Origin of the sequence: Kiloniella sp. (assembly GCF_048270245.1) — a bacterium.
Classification (GTDB): Bacteria; Pseudomonadota; Alphaproteobacteria; order Kiloniellales; family Kiloniellaceae; genus Kiloniella.
Map to the genome: position 1 here is coordinate 247,300 of NZ_JBLWTH010000005.1, position 23,881 is coordinate 271,180.

Sequence of the window (23,881 nt, forward strand, 5' to 3'; positions counted from 1 at the left end):
GGGTGCCCCAGACAGGACATGTATAAGGCAGGACATGTATCAGGGCACCCGGTAAGATGTAGAGCCATGTTATAAGCAGAGTTATATGACATGGCTATAATTTATCATGGCTATAATTTATTATGCAGCCAACATTAAGCCGCAACAGACGTTTCACTCTTGAGAGATTTTGCCGAAAGCTTCTCATAACAATCCGTCAATGAAGCCTGCTCCAACTCGGCATAGAGTGCGAGTTCATCCAGTACTTTTGCCCCCAAGGCTTTTTCGAACGCAGATTGGCTTGGGTTGCTGTACACAACTTCTGCCCCGCCGTCCCCAAGGTTGGATTGAAAAATACCCGCCGCAGATACAGGCAGAAAATCTTCGTACACAATAGGATCCATCCGTAAGATACCCGCTTCCAACAAACCATCAACAGTGCCGGACACCCCTACAGACTTGGCAATTTCCTCCCCCTTATCGCTCAGAGAATAGCGGAAGAAGGCAAGATTTTCGGCACGTAATTCTTCGTAGCTATCAGGAAAAGCCGCAAAGCTTTCAACCAACAGTTCGTCGTAAGTCCCCTCACCAGCACGGACACGCGCACGGGTTTTGTCCAATAACTCGTCGTAAAGGGCACGACCTTTCGGGGTCAGGGCAATACCACGCTGTTCGATTTCACCAAAACGGGCGGTGTGTGATCCCTCTTCCCACTTTTCTCCTGCCCAATTTCCATTACCCTGCTTAAAGAAAACCTTCTCTTCCAAGGCTTTGAACGATGTCTGGCGTAGAAGGATCGGGCACTTACGTTGCGGCGGCCCTTCGATAACGGCCTTTGGGTCAATACCGCGCTTCGGCATCCCCGACTGAACGGTATCAATATCCAGCGTCCGTGGAGTCAGGTGATTGATATGGGGACCATGGAAACTGACGATATCGGCAATCAAGCGGTGTTCGTCATGCAATCGCTTATAAAGCTCTTTATCGATATTGGCTTTGCTATGCCAACGGAAAGTTTCCAGTGCTTCGGTAACAAACTGTGTTGCATCTTCTGCATTCAATCCACCCTGCGCTTCGGCCCGGTCGATCAGGTTTAGGGCCGCAGTGGTAAAGATTTCACGGCGATCCAAAACCTCTTGTGCCGCAGCCCGCAGGGCTTCGTCTTCAATCAGTTCCAGACGCAACAAAGATGTGAAAATCCGGAAAGGGTTCTGGTTCAAATCAGCTTCGTCAACCGGACGAAAAGCCGTGGAATGCACGGGGATACCTGCAACTGACAGGTCATAGTAACTGACAGGTTCCATACCCATCACCGCGAACAGACGACGCAGGGTAAACAGCTCTTTTTCCGTACCCACGCGAATGGCACCATGGCGTTCTTCGGTAATACGGTCCAGCCCGTCAGTATGGGTCAATTGATCCCGAAGATCCGCGTCCTGTTCCAAAGACGCGGCATTGACATCAGCCACCAGATCCATCAACGCGCCATAGGCAGGAACCTCTTCCTTGTACATCGCGGACATTGCCTGCGAAAACTGGGCGCGGATTTCATTTTTAGCCAGGAAGCGATTAGCCTGAAGGTTATCATTTGTCATTACTTTATCTCCGAACGCAACCACGATTGCTTTTACTCGCCTAACGAGCTTTAACCTATAATAAGATTAGGAGATAGCATTTGTGCAGATGCGAAGAAAAACGATATCTTTTCATCACTTCATGAGTTTTATGAATGCATAGTACAATCATCATTCAAATTAAGGTAAATTTTATTCGGGATCGATTTACATAGATGATTTTGGGCCCCGAGGGCTACAGATTGCAATCTGTAGCAAGAATACAGTCTGTTGCGTATTCAAGAACATCATCAGCATTATATTTTGCTGCTTTTTCGTCTGTCATTTACCTCACCTGATCGGGGGTTATGGCCTATAAACAGATATAAAGAAAAAAGATTGAATTGAATACTCCCTCCCTTTTCTTCGCCTCTTATAAAACCTGTTTATAAGACCTTATAATCTGATCTATTTTAGAGAACTTGTTATAAAAAGAAACCAAGTCCTATTATTTCATTTCTGGCCCTTTCTGGTATGGATAAATAATCATATCATTTTCAAAGAGCGATCATGCCCCTATCATCCGATATACGCCCCAACCCGATCGGTGTTGAGACCTACGTCCCCGATACACCTGTCACATAACGGGGCATGCTTCTTACCAAACAAAAAGGAAAGAAAAGCGAATGAAAAAGCAACAGAATAAAATCGATTGGCATTCAGACCCGTTAACACGCGATACACCGATTACAGACGGTTATCGGCACACCCAAAACGTCCGGCGTTTTATGAAATCGGAATGTGGAGAGCACTTCAAGTTTAACAGGACATTTATGAGCTGGATCAAAAATGGCAGCCCCATAACACCTGCGCCCAAAACACTTGGGGATGTTGCCGACGAATGGTTGCGCCAACAGAACCGCTAACCCCAAAAGAACTTGGCCTCTAACACGAAGAAGTTTCATTGCCGGGTTACAGATGGATAAATGCTTGGATATGCCCCTGAAGAACCGAGATTAATCACATATGATATTAATCAGCCAGGTTATCTGTTCGACTGGTCAAATGATTTGGCTAATCAATCAGGTTTTTTTACAGAATTCTTGGATACAGGACTATCGGGGGATATAGGACTATCAGGCAGGGCTTTAAAAGAATCCTTCAACTTAGACCAAAGCCTCGCCAGACGAATTCGCAACGGCAAGAACGGTACTAATGCCGCGTTATCTGATGTTTCATCCCAGAACATTTTGCCCTCACCTACTTTTATCAGCTCAGCTTATACCAGTCCGGATCTATTTTGCCCGGTTCTACTCTGTCTATAACGACCATACGCGATGATCTTATTATTCTACGTAAAAAACTCTACGCCTCTTATGTGACTCTTATGTTGCATTTTTGTGAATTCACTCTTGGGGAATAGATTGGGACAATCCGAATACTCATCAAAATCAAATTAACTGAGCTCCCCCTCCCACAGAAAGTTAAGGATTTTGTTAATGATTGCCCCCCTATACTTATCCGATAACAGGAAAGATCTGGCCACAATAATTCGGGCAAAACCGAACGGCGTATATTCCAAAGGTCAGACACAAAAGATATTTTCTTAAAGGTAAAAACACCTCTAGGAACATCTTACTTTATGTCATTTTTGGCATATCCCGGTACTTATCAGCTAAATGAAGTACCATGTTTGCAAGGCTTGAAGCATATCTGCCACAAAATGACAGACGGGAAAAGTCAAAGCCTTAATCAGTGCGGTTCAAGTGATGTGTTGCCAGTGTTTAATCTCACTCTAGAAGAGTCTGGACCGAAAGGAACTCTGATCGTGGCCTATAATGCAAAAAATCTAAGCGAAGATTTAGGTAAGGAAATGGAACATGGCTATCGCGCGAGTAAAGTCGCCAAACTAGCCGGGCGAATTCATAATAATCATCGCAGGGAACTGTCCCGGTATCTCGATTGTAAATTGATGCAGCTCACCGCAATGGAAGAAGGGCCGGAATTTGAATTTTCCGAAGGCGAAATGCAGCATCTTATTTCAGAGTTGCGAAGTCACTAACCTCTATCATCTACGCCCATAAAACGTCAAAAAATAAAGAGTTGAAGATTGGTGTATAAGGTCGCCTTACCGATCTGTCGATCGCCAAGACACAAAGGAACAAGAGAGTTGATCAAAAAAGCAGCGTTTTTGCTGCCTTTTTGTTTTGCCAGTGAAGCTCAACCGAATTCAAAAATGTCCTTTGATTTATTTGCTTATATCAAGTTTTAGCTCTTTAAGGCGACGGGACAAAGTTGTCCTGCTGATATTCAGGGCCTCTGCCACTGCCGATAATGTTGGTTTCTTGGCTCCTGAGGTATTTGACGACGATAACATTAGCACCGCGGCTTCGATATCATGTTTGGACAACGTGCTGGATTTATCTGATTTTCCTGACCTGCTTTTTCGCCCAGACGTACTCCCTTCCAAGCCTTTAAGCGTTCGCTCTATGGTCAAATCGCGCTCGTTATCTGCAAGCCCCGCAATAAAGCCATGAAACATTTTCCCCAGCGGCGTTCCCGAATTCAACCCCTCACACAGAGATTGAAAATAGATCCCGCGCGATTGTAAATCCTGTAGAAAAGCAATCAGATCAACCGTACGCCGCCCAAGCCTGTCCAGCCGCCAAACCACAAGACTATCGCCCGCGCCCAATTCAGCCAACGCTTCTTCCAAAGCTGGGCAGACAACCCGATTGGACGCCAGAATTTCAGAATAAACCTTGTCACAGCCCTCATCCTTCAGCGCCGCAACCTGCTGATCCAAATTCTGCCCCTTCCCCGATGCCCGCGCATACCCGATCTTCATTATGTTCCTATACCCCCCCGAACAGATTGAATTTACATTATGAAACAGAGTTTTGAAACGAGATTTGTTTATCATAAACCAACATCACCTTTTGTTGTGAGGACTTAAGTCAATACAGCTTATATTAGTAGATGCATTTGTTTTTCTACTCTGCTAGGTTGCTTTTTCAATCAACTTTTTTGGATATTTTTCAAATGTTTATGGGGCGTTTCATCGCAATGGGGCTTGTTGGCCTCAGCCTTAATGGCTGTTCTTCTATCGTTAATGGTACTGATCAGGATATTACCATCAATACAAATCCATCCGGTGCGAGCTGTATTCTAGAACGCAAAGGTGTCGAAATTGGCAGAGTTCCCAATACACCGGGCAGTGTTAATATCACCCGTACCAAAGAAGATATTACAATTACCTGTAATAAAGATGGGTACCAGACGGCGACCTATCTTAACGATAGTGGCTGGGAAAGTGGTTCTGGGGCAGCCGGCATTGCGCTGGACGTTGTCCTGACACTTGGAATCAGTAGTGCAATTGATTCTGCATCTGGTGCGGACAACCAATACGAAAGCCCGGTAAATATCACGCTTATTCCTGTTGAATAATATAAGAGCAATCGCTCACCAGGTCTCAGATTTAGGTTGAGGCCTCAACATACAGTACCCTGCATCACACAAGATGCAGGGTATTAATATTTGTTGGGCTACCTAACGCTTGGTTATTAAATTAGTTATAGACAGATTAAGTTGGTTCTCACGGGGCATGGCCCAACGCGCATCAGCGACCTGACTTATCACCGAACCTACCCCGGGCTTTCCATAATCAGAATAAGCATTGCTTTGTCGGACAGTGCTTCATAGGAATGTTTGCTGTCTGCGGGATAGCGATAATAATCACCTTCGGACAGTTCTTGTAAATTGTCCTCGGGACCAACACGAACCTGTCCGCGACAAACAAAAGCATGTTCAACCGTGCTTTGTGTATGGGGCTCGGCCTCTCGTACCGATCCGCTTTCAAGGTAAACCCGATAGAGATCCCGGCGACAGGACACAGGACAATCAGCCAATAAAGTAGAAGATAATGTCGATAGGTCAGACGAAAGCTGATCTTTTTCATCGGCGCGGATAATGGTGAAATCGGATTTGGGTGTTTCAAACAGAAAGCTGAGCGGAATATTCAACGCCGAGGCAATAGCCCAAAGGGTTTCGAGGCTGGGGTTACCTTGCCCGCCTTCTAACTGTGACAACGTTGATTTGGCAACACCAGCCTGAGAAGCCAAAGCAGACAAGCTCATTTTTGCGCGGGTGCGTTCACGCTGTATTGCCTGTGCAATCAGAGAAACCGGGGTCATATCCTCAATTCTACTCTCTATAGTGTTTTTTATAAAAAACGAATGTTCTGTTTGACGAACGACTTCTGTTCGTTCATTATACAGAACAATAACCCTATGTAACGAACAAAAATCAAATCTTTCTGCTTTCCTGTCTTCGATCGTTATCGTGACAGAAAGTGAACGCAGCGTTTTTTGTTCTGTGGTTTTTGTCAGGAGACCGCCGAATGAGCGACCAAATATATACAGAGCAAGACCCTGCTGGCGGTATTCCCTCTGGCATTCCCTCGGGCATCCCCTCGGGGGAAAACAGCCCAAAAACGGTTCCAAATCCGGTTAAGGCATCGGACATAAAAGATGGCATCAAAGATGTCCTGCCAATTTTGATTGCCATTGTTCCTTTTGCCGCCGTTTTTGGTGCTGTTGCGATTGAAAGTGGATTGAGCTTTGGCGAGGTCATGATCACGTCGCTGTCAATCTACGCCGCGGCCAGCCAGTACGTGATGATTGATTTGATGGGACAGAATGTACCCGTCTGGTCCATCGTTCTTGCCGTTTTTGCCGTGAACTTCAGGCACGTGCTCTATTCCGCTTCTATCGGTCGAACAATGGGCGCTTTTTCATTTTGGCAAAAGGCTCTCGCCTTCTTTTTACTGGTTGATCCCCAATTTGCATCATCCGAAGCCCGTGCCTCAAAATCCGGGCTAAGACCCGCCTATTATTTTTCCTATGCTCTGATGATCTATGGCACATGGATGGCCGCGAATGCCATCGGTGCTTTGTTTGGCTCTCTTATTTCCTCACCTGCCACCTATGGTCTGGATTTTATTCTGCCACTGTATTTCACAGGCCTTGTTGCCGGCTTTCACAAACGTCCAAATTTTGTTCTGATCCTGATCACAAGTGCAGGTGTATCACTGGCGGCTTATCTGACAATCGGAAGCCCCTGGCACATTACCCTTGGCGGGATCGCCGGGTTGATTATCGCTGCGGCCTTAAGCAAGCCCAAAGTCATAAGTACACCTGAGGAAAGCACAGCCAATGTCTGATACAATTTTTCTAATCCTTGCCTGTGCCCTTGCCACCTATACCACCCGCGCAGGGGGCCATTTGATCCTGTCGCGTTTTGGTACAACCCATTATCGCCTCGAAGCCGCGCTAGAGGCCGTGCCAACCGCAGTCTTAACCGCACTGGTTGCCCCCTCACTGATCACCAACGGCCCCGCCGAAGCCATTGCCGTATTGGTGGGCGGGCTTGTTGCCCTGCGCTACCCACTCGTGGTTAGTGTGCTATCCGGCATAATCTGTCTGATTGTGTTACGAGGTGTGTTGATCTGATCTACGTCACAAACAAGATATTTTTTTGTGGCTGGCACAGGCTATGGTAGTGTTACTTTATCCAAAACCTTGCCCCGCAAGACTTTGATCCGCAAAATTTTGATAAAGCGTAAACTCTCACCACACAGAATAGATAAGCGAAGGCCCGATGAAAAAAGCAAAGAAACAGGAAACATTTCTGTTTAACTATTGGCGGGACTATTGGCAAAACGCAGCACCCAAAAGCTGGCTATTTCTCTTTGGGAAACCACCCTTGGAAGAGCCATTAAGTATGAAAGTTGTCCGCGGCTATACCCAAGCCATTCGCGCCCAAGAATACAGCCCGGAAAACTTACTGATCCATTTGTCCAATCAACTAAAGCAGATTGACCAAATTAGGGATAGAGAAAATACCTTATTCGGGCGTATCTACAACAAAATGGCTGGCGATAACCCTCGTATCATTACACTGGATGGTACCATTATCCAGCAACTTTACGATACTGTTGAGGAAACACCCATCATCACTATTGATCGACAGAAGCTTTATGAAATTGATCATGTTGAGCTAAGGACACTTTACAATAAAGCATCACAACTGACTTCACCAACATCCTGAGAACAGGATATTCGAAGATGAATATTAAAAAATATAATGACCCCCACGAAAACTCTGGTTTCAGAGATGCAATTACGCATGGAGTTACAGAATTTCTTGCTACCGCAACTTATAGCCCGGACAACCTGATCATCGCGACCGAAAAAAAGCTCGAGGTAATGCGTGAAATCATTGATCGGGACAAAACATTTTGGGGGCGCTTTAAAAACTGGTTTAACGGCGAAAAACCTGACCGCATTCTGGTCGATGGCGGCATGTTGATTCAGCTGTTTGAATTATCAAAACAGAAATCGCCCTATACCTTAACCCCAAGCCATCAATACACTATTCCCTATTCTGATCTCTATGAACTCTACAAAAAGCTTTTGATGGCCGTCGCTCCCGAGAAGGCTCTGAAACTTGATAAGAGGCCAAGCCATGACGATTGATATTGCTACCTTAAAAAGTGCCAGTGATAAAATTTTTGCTTATCTGGAAGAAGCCAATATTACCGAAATCCCTTTAGAGCATGATTTGTATTGGGTCATGAAGCATAAAGAAGCACTGGATCCAACCAAAGAACCTCGCTTTTCAGGTTTAGGACAGCTCACCGACAACTATGATGCAATGGTAAAGATCGCAAACAATAATGATGAAAACGAGGATGATGCCCCCATACCTTATAACTTTGTCTGGCTGGCAACTTTATTAGATTACATCGGACACAGAGCTGTGTAGGTATCCAAATAAAATGTAATGAAATTTAACTTCATCGCATATGCAATACATAAACAAGCTGTATTGCTTTTTTTAACCAACCAAAACAATTCTGTAATAATGCGGGGCTATTGTCCAAGTTGGAATAAGCCATGATAGATCCGTGATGCCTATGCCAAAAGATATCGGCATTCGTCTGACCAGGATCACAACCAGACCAAAAGCCACAATCAGACAAGAAGAATGTCCCGCGAATGAAACCAAATTTGGCCGAACGCTTTTTACTCGACGAATGTAATCCAAAAACCAAACGACTGTTGGAGACAGAAATCGATGAAATGATTTCAGGGCGTGGTCCCCGGTTTCGCGAACACCACTTTAATCTCTATGATATCAAGCTAGACGGCACCCGACGCAAGGTCGGCATTGTTGATATTTTTGACCCCAAGGAAAGTGGCCGAATGGAACTAGAAATGTTCCACTTTCGCCTGTTGCTCAAGCGCCTGACCAGCCAATCTGCGCCGGATGATTATGGCCAATCCAACGGTGGGGTTCTCAGCTTTCTGACATCAAGTGCCAAAAAATTATCGCCACGCAAAAGCAGCATTGCTTTTAAAAACAAAGTCCTGAAAAAAAAGCGAGAAATTTACGCCCTGTATGAAACGACCCCCGCATTGCCCAGAAAAATCACAACACTCGGCCTGATCGAAAATAACAAGAAAATCACACTGCTGGTCGAAAGCGACCTTTATGAAAAAGAAACCACCAGAGAAGCCGGCCCTGCCAGAGAAGACGGAAAAACAAAAGAAATAAAAAGAACGGCCACCGCACAAAAAGAACGGTACTGTATCACCTTTGGCAGCACCATAAGCTATCGCCAATCCACAGAAAGCTATCGCCTGCGGATGCTGGCAACCATGGACCCTTCACTTCTGGCGTCACAGGGCTATGGGCTTTTTACCGTGGAAAATTCCAAGTTCTTCAAGTGGCTGGACAAAGAAAGCTATAACCGCTTTGAAAAGCGTGCCCCAACCCATTACCTGTTGATCGCCCACCACGAAGTTTACGACATCCTCAGCTACCACCCGCCAGAAGTAACAGAGCTTGAACCCGATGCCCTGCTCCATCAGGATCAAGATATAGAACAGGGCTTTTCAATCTGGGATTTGGTTTAGAGTTATCTGCTCAAGGCAAGCCGCGTTGCCAAGCCGACAAAAATAACGCCAAGCAGCCCATCAGAATAAGACGGGCTTTATCTTTATGTGATAAGGCGATTATGTACCAATGAATTTTTGTGATAATGTGGATAAGATAAACTTGGCGATCAAGTATTTATATCAATGCAATAGAAATGAATATATCACCCCGTACTATTCATTGATATTCAAACTTCTTTTGGCAACCAATGTTATCTTTCCATTCGCACGCCTGCGCAAATAGCTGCTTTGCCTTGTTTAGATCTTTTCGCACAGTCCGACCTTCTGCATACATAATGCCTAATTGAGAGCATCCCAGGGCAACACCTGTGTCACAGGCAATTTGGAAAAGATCAAATGCAGTTTGGTCATTGGCCTGAACACCCCGGCCAGATGCATACATACGCCCTAACTCCGCGCACCCAACAGCAAGCCTTTCATTACAAATCCCACGGAAATAGGATAAGGCTTTTGCATAATCAGGCGTAAAATAATACCCGGAATTATTGATGTCGCCGAGTGCCAAGCAGCTCCAAGGATGTTCTTTTACACAAGATTTTTCATAAAGCTTTATAGCCTTGTTAATATCTTTATTTGCAACTCTGAACTGATAATAAAACGCCATCTGATAGCACCCTTCTGCACCATCAGCATTACAGGCTTTTTCATAGTAAAAAATAGATTTTTTGCTATCCTGTGGAACGCCCACTCCGCTCCAATACCATTCCCCAAGATTTGTGCAGGCTTGTACGTTATTTCCATCACAAGATTTTTTTGACAATAATATCCCGGTTTTCCGATGTTTTTCACCCAGCTTACCAGTGGTATAAAGCTCCCCTAAATACCCACAAGCTCGTGTATATTTTGCATCACAAGACTGTTTTAAATATATCTCTGCCTTTTCGTAGTTTCTATATTCACCACGCTCATTTGCATACAGTCGTCCGAGATTATAACACCCCATGCGATTTTTACCCTCGCATGCCATTGTATAATACAGCAGAGAAAAATCAGGATCGAGTTCAACACCAATGCCGTGTTCGTAATAATATCCCGTTGTATTACAATCATCTAAATCTCCTGAAAGACAGGAATTTTCAAATGAGGTGAATGCTTCGCTCGCATTATTTTCAGCCTTGGCAACGTCAAAAATGAGTAGAACCCAAACAAGACTAACAAGCCTTATTAAAATCGTTTTAAGTCCAAGCATTTTTTCTCCACAACAGACAGAAAATATCAATTAAAAAAATTTAAACCAAAACTAAAACAATCAAAAGAAGTAAGTGTCATACTCCTCGCCACCGCAGTACGCGCTTTTCAATCAATCCGATGGCTGAGTTCACAAACACGCCAAGGATTGAGAGGATGGCAACGCCTGTGAAAAGGCGCTCTAAATCGTAGAGTGATCCGGCTTGAAGGATATATGCACCGATGCCGTATTCTGCGCCGAGCATTTCGGCAGCAACCAACAGGATAATGGCGATGGCAAGCGCGATCCGCAGGCCCGACAAAATACCCGCCATGGCACCCGGCAAGACGATTTTACGTACGATGGAAAACCACGAGAGGTTAAAGCTCTGTCCCATGCGGATCAGGCCACGATCTACATTGTCCACCGCGCCATAGGTGGCGACAACCATCGGCGTAAAAGTCCCAAAGGCAATGAGGGCGTATTTGGATGCTTCGTCAATACCAAACCAGATCACAAAAAGCGGTAGTAACGCGATCTTTGGCACCGGGAAAAGCGCCGCGATCAAGGGAACCAGCCCCGCCCGAACATAAGAGAACAGGCCAATGGCAATGCCCAGACTAACGCCCACTAAACTGCCAATAGCAGCCCCTATAACAAAGCGCGTCAAGCTGGGGACCAAATGCGTCCACAACAACCCAGAATTATAAAGCTCGACAAAGGTATTAAAAACATCCGACGGTTTGGGCATGGTCAGGGCAGAAATAAACCCTATGCGGGTTCCGGCCTCTAGAAAAGCAATCAGAACAAAGAACACCACAAATCCCATCCACGGACGGGATACCGGGGCAAAGCCGCCACCGCGAAAAGGGACAGGCTGCCCTTTGGTTTGGCTCCTTTGTTCAGGAGCTTTAACTGGTGTATTTGGGGCACCAATATTTGCCACAGAAGCATTGGTATCTCGCGTATTCATTCCTGAATTCGGATCAGATACTTGTTTGGCATTATTAGGCTTTAAATTCTCGGGTTTTGACTTCTCAGGCTGTGACTTCTTAGGCATTGATCAGCTCCGCATCTGCGGCCATGGCCTCGTCCCGCATCATATGCCACAGGGCGTTTTGCTGTTGTTCCAGATCCGGGTCGGCGTGTCTGCGTTCTAACAAGGGTTTATCAATGCTCACGATCTCTCGGATTTCGCCCGGACGACGGGAAAGCACCACAATCCTATGTCCCAATCGCACAGCCTCGGCCAGATTGTGGGTCACATACACAGCGGTAAAGGGCTGACGGGTCCAGAGCGAGACAATATCGTCCATCAAAAGTTCGCGGGTTTGGCTGTCCAACGCCGAGAGTGGCTCATCCATCAACATAACAGCGGGGTTCACCGCCAGCGCGCGGGCAATAGCCACGCGCTGTTTCATACCGCCAGAAATCTGCTTGGGAAAGACATCGGCAAAATCGCTGAGCTTACAACGCGCAAGAACATCATTGATAATTTCTTGGCTTTCGGCCTGACCAATGCCGTGATCTTCCAGAACCAGTGAAATGTTTCCGGCCACAGTGCGCCACGGCAACAGGGCGAAGTCCTGAAACACATAAGTCAACGGATTGAGGCACCCCTCGGGCGTATTCCCGACCTGAAGAATATCGCCCGAAGTGGGCCGTTCCAGCCCCCCGAGCAACCGCAACAGTGTTGATTTTCCACAGCCGGACGGCCCGACAATACAAACGATCTGTCCCGATGCAATATCCAGGTTTATATCGCGCAGGACTTCCCGGTCGCCATAGGTATGATGAATGCCCGCCAGCTTAATATCCATAACGCTTAATATCCATAAACCTGATACCCATAAAGTTCCATAAGCATAGAACCAACTTGTTATAATCAAAAAGAAACAGCGGAGTATAAAACCCCGCCGCTTATACTTTGATCCCAGATGAGCAAAATCCCGTTGAGCAAAACCCAATTCAATAAATCACTGGTACATAAATCACGGGCCAATCAATCAGTGGCCCATAAACGAGGACAATGCCCTTAAAGGGTTTTGACGTAGCTGCTATCAATTAGCTGATCCAGACCGATCGTGCCACTTACCAGATTTTCAGACTTGAACCAGTTCAGTTGTTTTTCAATGGAACCAGCATTCATTGCCACACCGGGGTTCAAACGCATAGATCCATTAATGATGGACTTAGCCGCTTTTTCCCGTGGTTTATCGGCATAGACATACTGGTGGATCAAATCGACCATTTCTTCGCGACCCGCATCCCCCAACGTGCCATCGACCATGGCGGCGTTATAATCGGCAATACCTTTGCTGTAAGCCGCGATAAAGTTCCGGGTCATTTCTTGCTCTTCCGCTGCATTTTTAGCAGAGGTAAAAGCCGTCGTAACCTGATAATCCGGCAGATAGTCAGACACATCCCCAATGATATGCACCGCCCCAGACCCAGCCAGTGGCTTGGCAATGTGCGGCACAATAGACCAGGCATCAATCTGTCCGGTTTTCAGCGCACCGATGATGGCCCCAACCTTTTGAAGCGGCTTGAATTTCAGGGCAACACCTTCTTTCGCAGCAATTTGAGAGCCCATGTAATGAAACGAAGACCCGGCGGTGGTCATGCCAAAGGTCTTGCCATCCAGTTTGTCCGGTGATGTTACCCCGGCCTTGAAGGCTGCGTCAGATACCAGTATTTTCTGGCCATCAATGCCCTGTTCTTCTGACAAGACGCCCCCGATAACTTTGATCGCGCCTTTATCAGCCAACGAAATCAACCCGCCGGAAATGGCCGTCACAGCAAAATCAACATCGCCAGAAGCGATCGCAACGGCCATGGGTGTTGCCGCCTGAAAGAACTTCAGTTCGACATCCAGACCCATTTCCTGAAAGTATCCCCGCTCTAGCGCGATAAAGCTTGCCGCATGGCTGGTAAACCGCAACGCACCAACGGTAATTTTACGGTTCTTTGAAAAAGCAGGTGTTGCCAGAGTAGATGCCGCGACAGTGGATGCAACCAAAGTGCCCCCCATCAACGCCAATGCTTCGCGCCGGTTCAATTTCATTTTTCAGCCTTTGTTTACTCGTCGCAGATTTTCATTCCCAGATTATAAAGTGCTCACTGCCTCATGGAAAATAAGACGCATATAATAAGCCGAGCATAACGGGAAATGAAGCGAATACAGATTATGGTGACGTAAAAGAAGAGTTCTTCAGGAGAAAGTAGTGCCTAAAATAATTTGTGAGGTCAAGTCAACAAGCTTATAAAGTAGGTTGCTATATTACATATTTTCCCATACGCATAGATCCCTGTAGCACAATACATTATGGGCATTTTTCTTAGCTTATGCTGTTATTAATATGCTTAGTAATCAGTTCAGCGAAATAAGATTGGAGACTTGCTGGGAAACTATGCCCCATACCGCGTATTTTTAAAAACTCACCACCATGCATAAGACTAGCCCCTTCAACTGCATGCTCAAAGGGGATACATTGATCTTCATCTCCATGTATAAATAACGTAGGAATTGTAAGACTTTCCAGCATCTCTCTTCGATCATCACAGTACAAAATGGCTAACAACTGACGGCAAACCCCATGTGGTCGATATGACCTTTTCAAACTCACTCTTGAGCTTTCCTCAAACTCATTCTGACACCATGAATAACCGGAACCCGTATATAAATTTTCTACCAAACATGACTGCTTGACTACACTTTCGATATCACCCCAATCCCACGTTTGCTGTAATATCGCCAACTCTACATCTTTTGAGCATGCCAAACCAGCTTGGCCGCCAGAGGTCATTAAACCAGTCAAACTCAACACCTGTTGAGGTAACTTTGCAGCAACATACTGTGAAATCATTCCTCCCATGGAATATCCGACAACATGTGCCGTTGTTATTTCCAACTTTCTGAACAGCGACAGAACATCTTCTGCCATGTCATTCAAAGTATAAAAAGGGTTACGGTATATCTTTTTAAGTTGCTCGAAACTCTTGACTTGTTCAAAACGAATAGCACCATTCAACTGTTCAGATAAACCGATATCTCTATTATCAAATAGTACGAGATGAAATTCTTTCTCTAACGCATTGAGGAAATGTTCAGGCCAGTCAACAATTTGCATGGAAAGTCCCTGTATCAGGACGACCGTAGGGTTTTCACGATTTCCTCGCTCATGAACCCATAATACCTTACCTGTATCCAACAGAGTTTTCATAAATGTATCCAAAAAAATAAGGACGAGTCATCTCGTCCTTGAGTTCCAGGGAGTTATAGATAATCAGAGTACCAGAGCTTTTTTAACACTCGCCAACCCTTCACCACCATCACGAGTAGTGACACCAGCCAACCATTTATCCAAATATTCAGGATGATTTCTAATTGTCTTTATGGCAGCCTCTTTTGGTGAAAGATGATCATTTAAAATATAACCCATTCCTTCACTTTCCAGTTCGATGTCAAAGACCAAATTATTGAGAAATTTTGCGACATTCGGACATGCTTGTTCATACCCTTTTCTCATCTGGGTATGTACAGTCGCACCACCATAATTAGGGCCATAGTAATCATCTCCACCTGTAAGGTAAGCGATATCAAATTGTGAATTCATCGGGTGAGGTGCCCAGCCAAGAAATACGACCCACTTTTCCCTGCGAGTAGAACGTTTCACTTGTGATAACATTCCCTGTTCGCTTGATTCTACAATGGACCAACTTCCCAGATCAAAAGCATTATCTTTGATTAATTTGTCCATAATATCATTGCTGCCCGGTTCAATTCCGTACATTTTATGATCAAATTTTTCTGCATGTTTAGCCAAGTCTGCAAAATCTCTGACACCTGCATCATAGACATATTTAGGAACAGCCAATGTAAATTTGGCACCAGTTAAGTTCTGAGTTGTCGTAATAACAGCATCGCGTTCTTTATAATCACGGTAGAAGGTTTCCATCGCAGGATCCCAATACCCTAAGAATGCATCAAGATCTTTGTTTTCGAGGCTTGCATAAATAACAGGAAGTCCTAAAACATCGCTTTTTGTTTCATAGCCCAATTCCCCAAGAACAGCTTCAGCAATACCCGTTGTGTAAGCTAAATCAGTCCACCCTGGTTCTGCCAATCTTACTTGGTTACAGCTGTCTGCATACACTTGGGATGTCCCTAGCAAAAATGTAAAAGCTATTCCACTCAAGATGTGTACTTTTCCCATGTCCCTATCCTTTATTTATGTTAATTAATATTGACCAGATGGATATTTTATTGACCGATCGGTTAATATAATGACCAACCGGTCAACCAATGTCAAACCCTTGGTGTTTTGCTATATCCGAAACCAGTCAAATTAAAGTCTTCCAAATGAAACGACGCACTATCGTAGAAATAAGAAAACAAGAACTTATCGAAGCCTCATTCGAATTATTACAAGAGCTTGGTATCAAAGGAGCCAGCTTATCCCAGGTTGCTGCCCGTGCTGGTGTTTCAAAAGGGATCGTATTGCACTATTTTAAAAGTAAAGAGTCTTTGATTGAATCCACTATGCGATATGCAAATGCTTTGCTGCGAGACGAAGTTATTGAATTACTTAAAACGGCACATTCCCCTCGCGAGAGAATTCAAGCTGTAATAGACGGAAATTTTTCGCCAAAATTCTTCAAGCCAGAAATAGCTCATGCTTGGCTAGCACTCTGCTCAGAAGTTCCTCATATCGAAAGTTTTGAAAGAGTACAAAACGCAATACATCGCCGAATGCATAGCAACTTGGTATCTGCATTACGAGAAATTATTCCAGATGAAGATGCTGAATCATTAGCCATCGGCATAAGCACATTTATCGACGGATTATGGTTAAGGCTTGGACTAAGTATGGGGAGAATAAACAGAGAGGAGGCTTTAACTCAAATCAACACATTTGTTAAAATACACATCGACAAAGGGTAATTATTCACCCCTAAATCATACCGTTCAAGAGTAACAGAAAAACAAATATCAAAAGCTACGTGATCCAAGCATGATATCAGCCACATAAAACAACACCACAGCCCAGAGAATATATCCCCCCTCAGCAAATCGCGACTGCAAACTGTCGTTAATTTTCTGAACAAGGTAGAAGCCGACTTTGCCCCACACGAGGTTCCTACGACCTCACGCCAAAGATGCATCAATATTGTCAGGAAACAGTATAGAATTTAACGTATTTGATAGCTGTTCCATAAAGAACTCTTGCGCCTAACACTTTGGTAGATAGAATACAATTCTTGCCCAAGGATATTTATCCCCCTGATAATTCTCTACAGTAATCCAAGGTATAACAACATGGCACGTATAGCATTTTTAGGAACTGGCCTGATGGGCACGGGTATGGCCGCGCGATTGATCGATGCAGGTCACGATGTTCATGTCTTTAACCGGACACGCGAAAAGGCGATGCCATTGGTTGATCGTGGTGCAACACTTGCGACCTCTCCAGCCTTGGCGGCGCAGGATGCCGATGCGATCTTTGTCATGGTTGGGGATGACGTTGCGTCAAAAGCAATGTGGATGGGACCAGACGGTGTGTTGAACGCCGATCTTAAGCCCGGCACACTGGCGATAGAGTGTTCGACCCTGTCCCACGATTGGGTTGAAGAACTATCAGCCGCTGCAAAGACAAAAGGGCTGGATTATCTGGATTGTCCTGTGACCGGGCTGCCAGATGCGGCGGCAAGCGGTCAACTCACTCTCTTTCTGGGCGGTGAACAAAGTACCATTGATAAAGCCCATCCCTTTCTGGAAATTATTTCATCAAACCAGCTCCATTTTGGCCCAATCGGATCTGGCACAGCCTATAAGCTGATCGTCAATTTAATGGGGTCCATACAGATCGCCGCGGCAGCAGAAGGCTTAATCACCGCCGAACGCGCCGGGTTGGACCTCAACCTTGTGGCAAAGGCCCTTGGCACAAGTGGATCTGGCAGCCCACAGGTTGCCAGAAACGCCCCGCTGATGGTTGAGGGAGCACATGAGAAAAACGTCCTCTTTTCAACCAAATGGCGCTTGAAAGACACAGATTACGGCTTAAAGTACGCCCACAAACTTGGCCTGTCCCCACAAATCGGCGCCGCCACACTTGATGCGTTTCAGGCAGCTATGGACGATGGTTACGCAGCCTCAGCAGAAACCAAAGTCATCGAGGCATTAAGAAAACGACTACCAGCATCAAAGGGGGGAGCTTGAACATTTCGTCGCCATCGCTAATCTGGGAAAATTATTTAATTATTCAAATGGGGCGCAATCTCATTGTTAATACTTTCTGATAAAAAGCGTGCATGCTCAGCCCCCACCCCTTTTCTACTCTGACAAGAGTAAAAGAAATACTGCCACAATCGATTTACAGTTAAATAAGCTTGGGTAACTATTTGAAAATCAAAATCGGAAAGACTTTTATACCGCCAACTTACTTTCCGTGCAGTATTAAGAGCATATATAGCAACCCTAGACCTCTGATAAATCTCTCCTTTTCCAACGCAGTTTGTTGCTGAGATCGTACTTAAATTGAGTTGATCTAAAAAGCTGATAAATGCTGGTGTCGTAGGGGGAGGAGCAACAATCCACTCTGGATCAATTATAATTAAATTATGAAAATCCTGTTTCTTACTCGTTTTTTTTTGCATTTTGGAAGTAAAAACATCGAGAATAGAAAATAAGGAGTTATCTTGATAACTAACCTTTATCGGGTATCCGTTAAATTCGCCTTTTTCAGTTGAATAGTCCAGCACACGATTAGGGTCAAACGTAAGAACAAACCGCCCATGAGCATCTGTAAATGCTTTTTTATCATGGTTAGGTCCATCATTACCCTTCGTTTTTTTGGCCTTTGATGCCACATTCCATTCTTGATACTCTACGACTGCACCAACGACAGGTTGCATAGTTAATTGATCAAGAACATATCCCGACACTACTGAGCTTTCCTCTCCTTTCGTGACTTTCGCCATACTGAAAGAAAGAAGAATGCATGTAAAAAGAAAGAACGAATATCTAATCATTCATATGAACCTATCGAGAAATATTGATGCTAAAAAATACAGGTTAGGGTCTTAAGGCAATGCAATTGCATCCTTAGCTTATTGAAGAGTCTTGTTTTTATTGTTGTCTTTTTCTGCAGTGATACAGCCAATCGCTTCCCCATAATCACATGCTCTTTCAACATACAGACGCGCCTTTTCCCTACTCTGTTTAACGTGTATCCCTTTGGAATAAAGGTTGGCGAGACCGTAACATCCTAGCCCATCACCATCTGCACAAGCTTGCTCATAAAAAGAATTTATTTTTTTGTCACTTCTTTTTATGCCAGTACTTTCCTGGTAAACAGCTTCGATCTCATCGCAAAGTTGTGGATTATCTTCACTACACGCACCCTGATAATATGATAGCGCCTTTTTTATATCTCTATCTACGCCACGGCCTTCTCTATATAGCCCCCCCAACTCGTAACACCCCCAGGGAATACCTTGTTTACATACCCTTGTTACAATTCTAAGCTTTTCTTTTTCAGCAGCTTTTCTCTTGTTCTCATATGCGACTTGATAACAACTCGATTTTTCAAACTGAAGACAAAAGGGAAATTGATAGTCACCGGATTTCAAACTCAATTCACTTTCATGCATGTAATAGGAAAAGGCTTTCTGAGGATCCACGGCAACACCACTGCCCGTTTTGTACAATTTAGATATTGAAAAACAGCTACCGGCAATTTTCATTTGGCAAGCGCGTTCATAGTATAAAGCAGCCTTGCCCATATCTTGTGGAACACTTTTTCCCTTTGAATATAACTCCCCTAAATTAGCGCAGCCTATTCCTTGCCCACCATCACATGCGCGCAAAAAAAGCACATGAGCTTGGTTCGTGTTAATTGCAACCTCCTTACCCTCAGCATACAACACACCAAGATTGTTACAGGCATCCATGTCGGCTCTATCACACTCGTCAAAAAGCGTAGCCAATTTATTATCTGTCAGTTGATCGGCAAAAGCCGCATGATAGGAGAGGAAAGTGGTTATAATAGTTATAAATAATTTACAGTATAAAAATTTCATATCTGTTCTTTAAAAAAATAATTACCCACACATTAATCAGTGTTCTAGCAATAGTTGATCTTCTCGCTCGATACAAGGAAGAGAAGAATGAAACTATGATCGATCCGTTTTTAAGTCACCATAGATTTTTCACCTTGATTATTCCCCTTCTTTTTGACAGCATCTGCGGCGATGGTTTCTGGATTTCAAAGCTGAGTCTGGAATGAAAAGGGAACACGGTGCGGTGTAACCATCAGGTGCCAATTCCGTGACTGCCCCCGCAACTGTAAGCGGCGAGCTATTCTGAGATAAACCACTGACCCCATAGGGTTCGGGAAGGTTCAGATGTTGCTTCGACCCGCAAGTCAGGAGACCTGCCATTTTTGTTATCAACGCTAACCGGGCGGGGTGCCTCGGGATGGGTGATAAAGATGGCTATCCGGCAATACAAGCCGCGACCTGATATCGCTGTTCCTCCCTCTCTGCCCAGGCACGGAGGGTGCTATGAAAAAGAACACGACCCAAAAGTCATCAGACAACTTTCTGAACAATTGCCCCAACATTATCGGCAGTCGGGGAAACAAGAATAGAAGAGCGAAAACACAGCTCTTACCACTTGTCCTTTCTACGCGATCAACCTATGGGCACGATTGTGCGCTTCGGGGGATTGCGCCCCGGGATTATACCCTGTAGAAAACAATCAATCGAAACGTTATAACATAACAATTTATGTTATATTTCATCCAAAATGAAATGTGCATCTCTACAGGATACATCTGGTTTGACCATATCTAATCTAGACACACCTGACTTAGTGACAAGGCCAGATCCAGCGTCACAAAAAATTTTACCCCATGGGCCACAATTTCAAGAGCCTAAATCTCGTGAACCAAAATCTCAGGGCTCAACATCTGATTTCGCAACATCTCAGAAGGCTCCAATACTTGAGGCCGCGTTACTTGAGGCCAAAGACCTTTCCTGGGGACCAAATGGACAACCTGATTTGTTGTCTAATATCAGTTTTCGTGCAGCACCGGGACGCGTTCTGGGCATTGTCGGGTCTAACGGTGCCGGAAAATCAACCCTGTTGCGTTTGCTCTATCGCTTTCACCAGCCCCGAACCGGGCAAGTATTGATAGATAACGAAGATCTATGGGCCATGTCCCCGCGTTCAGCTGCGCAAAGAATAGCCGCAGTTCTTCAAGAACAACCAACTGATTTTGCCTTAACAGTTTGGGAAATCGTTGCCTTGGGTCGTACCCCGCACCGTCGTGGGTTTTCCCAAGTTGGGTCAGAAGACAAAGCAATTATCGAAAACGCCCTTACAACCTTGGGCCTATTGAGTTTCGCCAAACGATCCTTTGGCACCTTGTCAGGCGGCGAACGACAGCGCGTGATGGTTGCCCGTGCCCTAACCCAAGAACCGCATGTTCTTATTCTGGACGAGCCCACAAACCATTTGGATATTCGCCATCAACTCGAAGTACTTTCGCTTTTGCGTACTTTGAACATGACCATCATCACCAGTCTGCATGATCTCAATCTTGTGGGGCAGCATACAGATGATGTTCTGGTTCTCGCCAATGGTCACAGTTTGGCCTTTGGCCCATCAGATCAGGTTTTGACTGAACCCCTTGTTGATCAAGCTTTTGGGATTACCAGTCGTATTCAGCGTTTGATGCCCAGTGATCAACCCCACTTTACCTTCCACCTTTCTCGATAACCGCCTCTGTGTTTCCACAGAGCAGCTTACAAAAACTTACCTCTATCAATGGAAAATAAGATGTTTAAAAACTCACTGTTACCTTCCCGTCTTGTCATAGGCAGTATCTTGTCTGCATCCCTGACAGCGGCTGCCATTCTGACCCCGGCACAGGCCACTGCCGATCCCGTCACGGTCCAAAGCTGTAACCGACAAGTTACCTTTGACAGCCCGCCGAAAGCAGCCGTATCTCACGATGTCAACATGACAGAAATGATGCTGGTCCTTGGCCTGCGCGACAGCATGGTTGGCTATACAGGTGTATCAGGCTGGAAAACGCTGGACGAAGAAATGCGACATCAGGTCAAGGAATTGCCCGAACTGGCCGCCAAACACCCCAGCAAAGAAACCCTAATCGGGCATGATGTGGATCTGTATTTTGCCGGATGGAACTATGGCATGAAAGTCGGCGGCGAAGTAACGCCAGCAACCCTCGCCCCGTTTGGCATTAATGTTTATGAGCTAACTGAATCCTGTAGCCACATTATCGATCGCCCAAAGATCACAATGGTTGATATGTATAACGACCTGTTGAATCTGGGTAAAATTTTCGGCATCGAAGAAAAAGCAGAAGCACTTGTCGCCGGGTACAAGTCTGAAATGGCCACCATTCAGGACAACCTGAAATCACCAGAAAAACCATTGCGTGTTTTTGTCTATGACAGTGGCGAAGACAAACCTTTTACAGCCGGTCGCTATGCGATGCCGACAGCCCTGATCGAAGCAGCTGGTGGCAAGAACATTATGGACGATTTCGAAAAAAGCTGGGGCACAATCGGCTGGGAAGCTGTGGTTGACCGTAACCCGGAAGTTGTCGTGATCGTGAACTATGGCAAGGTCACAGCCGAACAAAAGATTGCGTTCATGAAAAACAACCCTGCCTTTGCAGATATTGATGCCGTCAAGAATGACCGTTTTGTTGTTCTTGAATATGTCGAAGCAACCCCCGGCCCCCGTAACATCAAAGCCGTGAAGAAACTGGCCGCAGGTTTTCAGGGGTCATAAGTCCTAAATGCCCCAGACCATAAGTTCAGGGATTATAGGGCCTGTATGAATTAATTTGGGGCGGGTGATTTAGGACGGTGATTTGTTTTTTTGGGGGAAAATCCCCACCATTGGCCCGTCCCATTCGCCCGCCCCCTATCACGACGTAAGAACCCGTTACTTCTGCCTTCATTAGGGTAACAAACTAAGGAATTTGAGAGTATGAGTAAAAGATCCCCCCTTGGGGACGACACCGTTCACGGGCACTCTGCGTGGAAGACCACACAGCCCCGAAACCGGGTGTCGGTTTTATCATCCCAATTATCAGAACGAAAAATGACCGTGATGATCACACTGGGGTTGTTTTTTCTTATCATCTCTTTTTCCCTAGCAGTTTCTATCGGTGCGATCTCTGTCCCTGCCCAGACGGTCTGGGGCATTGTTCTGAACAAGATTTCTCCAGACACGATCGAACAGACATGGTCCAAAGGGCGCGAGGCGATCGTTTGGGACATTCGCTTTCCCCGTGCCATCCTTGCCGGATTTGTCGGTGCCGGGCTGGCCATTGTCGGCGCAACCCTACAGGCAGTAACCCGAAACCCGCTTGCTGATCCTCATCTATTGGGCATTTCATCCGGTGCTGCATTCGGGGCGATCATTGCCCTGTTACACACAGGCATGTTTTTAGGGCTGGCGACGGTTCCACTTTTTGCTTTCTTTGGCGCGCTGGCCGCATCTGGCCTTGTGCTTCTGGTGTCCCGCATGACCGCATCCACATCTGCTGATCGGCTGATCCTTGCCGGGGTCGCCGTGTCTTTTGTCATTATGGCCGGGGCGAATATTCTCATCTTTCTTGGGGACCAAAAATCAACCCATACCGTTGTGTTCTGGATGCTCGGCGGCCTTGGCCTTGCCCAATGGTCCCAACTTATCTACCCCTTGGTTATCCTGACGCTTGGCGGGCTTTATTTCTATCTTAAATCCAGCGATCTCAATGCCATGACGGTTGGGGATGAAACGGCTTCGACCCTTGGGATACCTGTCGCGCGCTTCCGGCTTATTATCTTTATCGTCGGGGCCTTGGTAACGGGGGTGATGGTGGCCTTTTCCGGCATTATTGGCTTTGTCGGTCTGATGATCCCGCACATACTTCGCCGTTTGGTCGGGGGAAATTACAGATACATCCTGCCGGGATCAGCCTTGGTCGGGGCGATCTTTGTTATCTGGTCTGACGTTGCGGCCCGAACCATCATGGCCCCCGAAGATATGCCTATTGGCATTATAACCGGACTGGTCGGTGGCCTGTTCTTTATCTGGCTATTGGGCCAAGGTAAAAAGGGATAGCCACCGATAC

At 45.6% G+C, this 23,881-nt stretch carries 28 protein-coding genes and 1 riboswitch; of the genes, 16 read left to right on the top strand and 12 right to left on the bottom strand.

Translation table 11 applies throughout. The annotated features are described in order from the left end of the window. Positions 1–134 precede the first annotated feature (134 nt). Entirely contained in the window at positions 135–1,574 is a 1,440-nt protein-coding gene (locus ACN0W5_RS13470) for a VOC family protein (RefSeq protein WP_417454610.1), read from the bottom strand. Between the two features lie 644 nt (positions 1,575–2,218). Between ACN0W5_RS13470 and ACN0W5_RS13475 the strand changes: the two genes are divergently transcribed. Then, positions 2,219–2,458 carry a DUF6434 domain-containing protein gene (locus ACN0W5_RS13475; RefSeq protein WP_417454611.1) on the top strand — a complete coding sequence of 80 codons (240 nt, stop codon included), beginning with the start codon at positions 2,219–2,221 and terminating at the stop codon, positions 2,456–2,458. A gap of 152 nt (positions 2,459–2,610) precedes the next feature. Here ACN0W5_RS13475 and ACN0W5_RS13480 read toward each other — a convergent pair whose 3' ends face one another. After that, positions 2,611–2,781, bottom strand: a complete 171-nt coding sequence (locus tag ACN0W5_RS13480) for a hypothetical protein (RefSeq protein WP_417454612.1) — start codon at positions 2,779–2,781, stop codon at positions 2,611–2,613. A 579-nt stretch (positions 2,782–3,360) separates the two neighbouring features. Between ACN0W5_RS13480 and ACN0W5_RS13485 the strand changes: the two genes are divergently transcribed. Beyond that, positions 3,361–3,594, top strand: coding sequence for a hypothetical protein (locus tag ACN0W5_RS13485; protein WP_417454613.1), 234 nt, complete (start codon positions 3,361–3,363; stop codon positions 3,592–3,594). Between the two features lie 186 nt (positions 3,595–3,780). Here the strand turns inward: ACN0W5_RS13485 and ACN0W5_RS13490 are convergent, their stop codons facing one another. Continuing rightward, positions 3,781–4,380, bottom strand: coding sequence for a recombinase family protein (locus ACN0W5_RS13490; RefSeq protein ID WP_417454614.1), 600 nt, complete (start codon positions 4,378–4,380; stop codon positions 3,781–3,783). 194 nt (positions 4,381–4,574) lie between these two features. Between ACN0W5_RS13490 and ACN0W5_RS13495 the strand changes: the two genes are divergently transcribed. Next, positions 4,575–4,979, top strand: coding sequence for a hypothetical protein (locus ACN0W5_RS13495; protein WP_417454615.1), 405 nt, complete (start codon positions 4,575–4,577; stop codon positions 4,977–4,979). 197 nt (positions 4,980–5,176) lie between these two features. Here ACN0W5_RS13495 and ACN0W5_RS13500 read toward each other — a convergent pair whose 3' ends face one another. Next, the gene (locus ACN0W5_RS13500; protein WP_417454616.1) at positions 5,177–5,725 is read right to left on the bottom strand and encodes a helix-turn-helix domain-containing protein; all 549 of its coding nucleotides are present in this window, start codon (positions 5,723–5,725) and stop codon (positions 5,177–5,179) included. Between the two features lie 206 nt (positions 5,726–5,931). On the opposite strand from ACN0W5_RS13500, the gene ACN0W5_RS13505 reads away from it, so the two are divergent. The 6 genes from ACN0W5_RS13505 (at position 5,932) to ACN0W5_RS13530 (ending at position 9,511) form a co-directional block, all read left to right on the top strand. After that, on the top strand, positions 5,932–6,753 hold the full coding sequence (locus tag ACN0W5_RS13505) for an AzlC family ABC transporter permease (RefSeq protein WP_417454617.1): 822 nt from the start codon (positions 5,932–5,934) through the stop codon (positions 6,751–6,753). After that, on the top strand, positions 6,746–7,042 hold the full coding sequence (locus ACN0W5_RS13510; RefSeq protein ID WP_417454618.1) for an AzlD family protein: 297 nt from the start codon (positions 6,746–6,748) through the stop codon (positions 7,040–7,042). The genes ACN0W5_RS13505 and ACN0W5_RS13510 overlap by 8 nt, the downstream gene beginning before the upstream one ends. 148 nt (positions 7,043–7,190) lie before the next feature. After that, complete coding sequence (locus tag ACN0W5_RS13515; protein WP_417454619.1) at positions 7,191–7,640, top strand: hypothetical protein; 450 nt, start codon at positions 7,191–7,193, stop codon at positions 7,638–7,640. 17 nt (positions 7,641–7,657) lie between these two features. Further along, a complete protein-coding gene (locus ACN0W5_RS13520; RefSeq protein ID WP_417454620.1) occupies positions 7,658–8,068 on the top strand; it encodes a hypothetical protein in 411 nt (136 codons plus the stop codon). Then, a complete protein-coding gene (locus ACN0W5_RS13525) occupies positions 8,058–8,357 on the top strand; it encodes a hypothetical protein (RefSeq protein ID WP_417454621.1) in 300 nt (99 codons plus the stop codon). The genes ACN0W5_RS13520 and ACN0W5_RS13525 overlap by 11 nt, the downstream gene beginning before the upstream one ends. 233 nt (positions 8,358–8,590) lie before the next feature. Further along, entirely contained in the window at positions 8,591–9,511 is a 921-nt protein-coding gene (locus ACN0W5_RS13530) for a hypothetical protein (RefSeq protein ID WP_417454622.1), read from the top strand. Positions 9,512–9,710: 199 nt separating this feature from the next. On the opposite strand, the gene ACN0W5_RS13535 is transcribed toward ACN0W5_RS13530, so the two are convergent. From ACN0W5_RS13535 to choX, 6 genes are all read right to left on the bottom strand, one after another. Beyond that, complete coding sequence (locus ACN0W5_RS13535; protein ID WP_417454623.1) at positions 9,711–10,742, bottom strand: tetratricopeptide repeat protein; 1,032 nt, start codon at positions 10,740–10,742, stop codon at positions 9,711–9,713. A gap of 76 nt (positions 10,743–10,818) precedes the next feature. Continuing rightward, on the bottom strand, positions 10,819–11,781 hold the full coding sequence (locus tag ACN0W5_RS13540; protein ID WP_417454624.1) for an ABC transporter permease: 963 nt from the start codon (positions 11,779–11,781) through the stop codon (positions 10,819–10,821). Continuing rightward, positions 11,774–12,541 carry an ABC transporter ATP-binding protein gene (locus tag ACN0W5_RS13545; protein ID WP_417454625.1) on the bottom strand — a complete coding sequence of 256 codons (768 nt, stop codon included), beginning with the start codon at positions 12,539–12,541 and terminating at the stop codon, positions 11,774–11,776. Before ACN0W5_RS13545 ends, ACN0W5_RS13540 begins: the two co-directional genes overlap by 8 nt. Before the next feature lie 215 nt (positions 12,542–12,756). After that, positions 12,757–13,785, bottom strand: a complete 1,029-nt coding sequence (locus ACN0W5_RS13550) for an ABC transporter substrate-binding protein (protein WP_417454626.1) — start codon at positions 13,783–13,785, stop codon at positions 12,757–12,759. Positions 13,786–14,059: 274 nt separating this feature from the next. Further along, positions 14,060–14,944 (bottom strand): alpha/beta fold hydrolase, encoded by an 885-nt coding sequence (locus ACN0W5_RS13555; RefSeq protein ID WP_417454627.1) that lies wholly within the window; start codon positions 14,942–14,944, stop codon positions 14,060–14,062. 63 nt (positions 14,945–15,007) lie between these two features. Next, positions 15,008–15,937 (bottom strand): choline ABC transporter substrate-binding protein, encoded by a 930-nt coding sequence (gene choX, locus ACN0W5_RS13560; RefSeq protein ID WP_417454628.1) that lies wholly within the window; start codon positions 15,935–15,937, stop codon positions 15,008–15,010. 89 nt (positions 15,938–16,026) lie between these two features. On the opposite strand from choX, the gene betI reads away from it, so the two are divergent. The 3 genes from betI to ACN0W5_RS13575 all read left to right on the top strand — a co-directional run bounded on the left by betI (position 16,027) and on the right by ACN0W5_RS13575 (position 17,940). Beyond that, positions 16,027–16,665, top strand: coding sequence for a choline-responsive transcriptional repressor BetI (betI, locus tag ACN0W5_RS13565; protein ID WP_417454629.1), 639 nt, complete (start codon positions 16,027–16,029; stop codon positions 16,663–16,665). An 84-nt stretch (positions 16,666–16,749) separates the two neighbouring features. Then, the gene (locus tag ACN0W5_RS13570; RefSeq protein WP_417454735.1) at positions 16,750–16,917 is read left to right on the top strand and encodes a DUF6058 family natural product biosynthesis protein; all 168 of its coding nucleotides are present in this window, start codon (positions 16,750–16,752) and stop codon (positions 16,915–16,917) included. A gap of 123 nt (positions 16,918–17,040) precedes the next feature. Further along, the gene (locus tag ACN0W5_RS13575) at positions 17,041–17,940 is read left to right on the top strand and encodes an NAD(P)-dependent oxidoreductase (RefSeq protein WP_417454630.1); all 900 of its coding nucleotides are present in this window, start codon (positions 17,041–17,043) and stop codon (positions 17,938–17,940) included. A gap of 35 nt (positions 17,941–17,975) precedes the next feature. Here the strand turns inward: ACN0W5_RS13575 and ACN0W5_RS13580 are convergent, their stop codons facing one another. Together ACN0W5_RS13580 and ACN0W5_RS13585 are read right to left on the bottom strand one after the other, a co-directional pair. Beyond that, on the bottom strand, positions 17,976–18,665 hold the full coding sequence (locus ACN0W5_RS13580) for a hypothetical protein (RefSeq protein WP_417454631.1): 690 nt from the start codon (positions 18,663–18,665) through the stop codon (positions 17,976–17,978). 165 nt (positions 18,666–18,830) lie between these two features. Further along, positions 18,831–19,802, bottom strand: a complete 972-nt coding sequence (locus ACN0W5_RS13585; protein WP_417454632.1) for a tetratricopeptide repeat protein — start codon at positions 19,800–19,802, stop codon at positions 18,831–18,833. Between the two features lie 155 nt (positions 19,803–19,957). Then, positions 19,958–20,178, top strand: a riboswitch (cobalamin riboswitch). 107 nt (positions 20,179–20,285) lie between these two features. Between ACN0W5_RS13585 and ACN0W5_RS13590 the strand changes: the two genes are divergently transcribed. From ACN0W5_RS13590 to ACN0W5_RS13605, 4 genes are all read left to right on the top strand, one after another. After that, complete coding sequence (locus ACN0W5_RS13590; RefSeq protein WP_417454633.1) at positions 20,286–20,474, top strand: hypothetical protein; 189 nt, start codon at positions 20,286–20,288, stop codon at positions 20,472–20,474. 88 nt (positions 20,475–20,562) lie between these two features. Then, positions 20,563–21,504, top strand: coding sequence for an ABC transporter ATP-binding protein (locus ACN0W5_RS13595; RefSeq protein WP_417454634.1), 942 nt, complete (start codon positions 20,563–20,565; stop codon positions 21,502–21,504). A 60-nt stretch (positions 21,505–21,564) separates the two neighbouring features. Then, positions 21,565–22,548 (top strand): ABC transporter substrate-binding protein, encoded by a 984-nt coding sequence (locus tag ACN0W5_RS13600; RefSeq protein WP_417454635.1) that lies wholly within the window; start codon positions 21,565–21,567, stop codon positions 22,546–22,548. Positions 22,549–22,749: 201 nt separating this feature from the next. Further along, positions 22,750–23,871, top strand: coding sequence for a FecCD family ABC transporter permease (locus ACN0W5_RS13605; protein ID WP_417454636.1), 1,122 nt, complete (start codon positions 22,750–22,752; stop codon positions 23,869–23,871). The last annotated feature ends 10 nt before the right edge of the window (positions 23,872–23,881 follow it).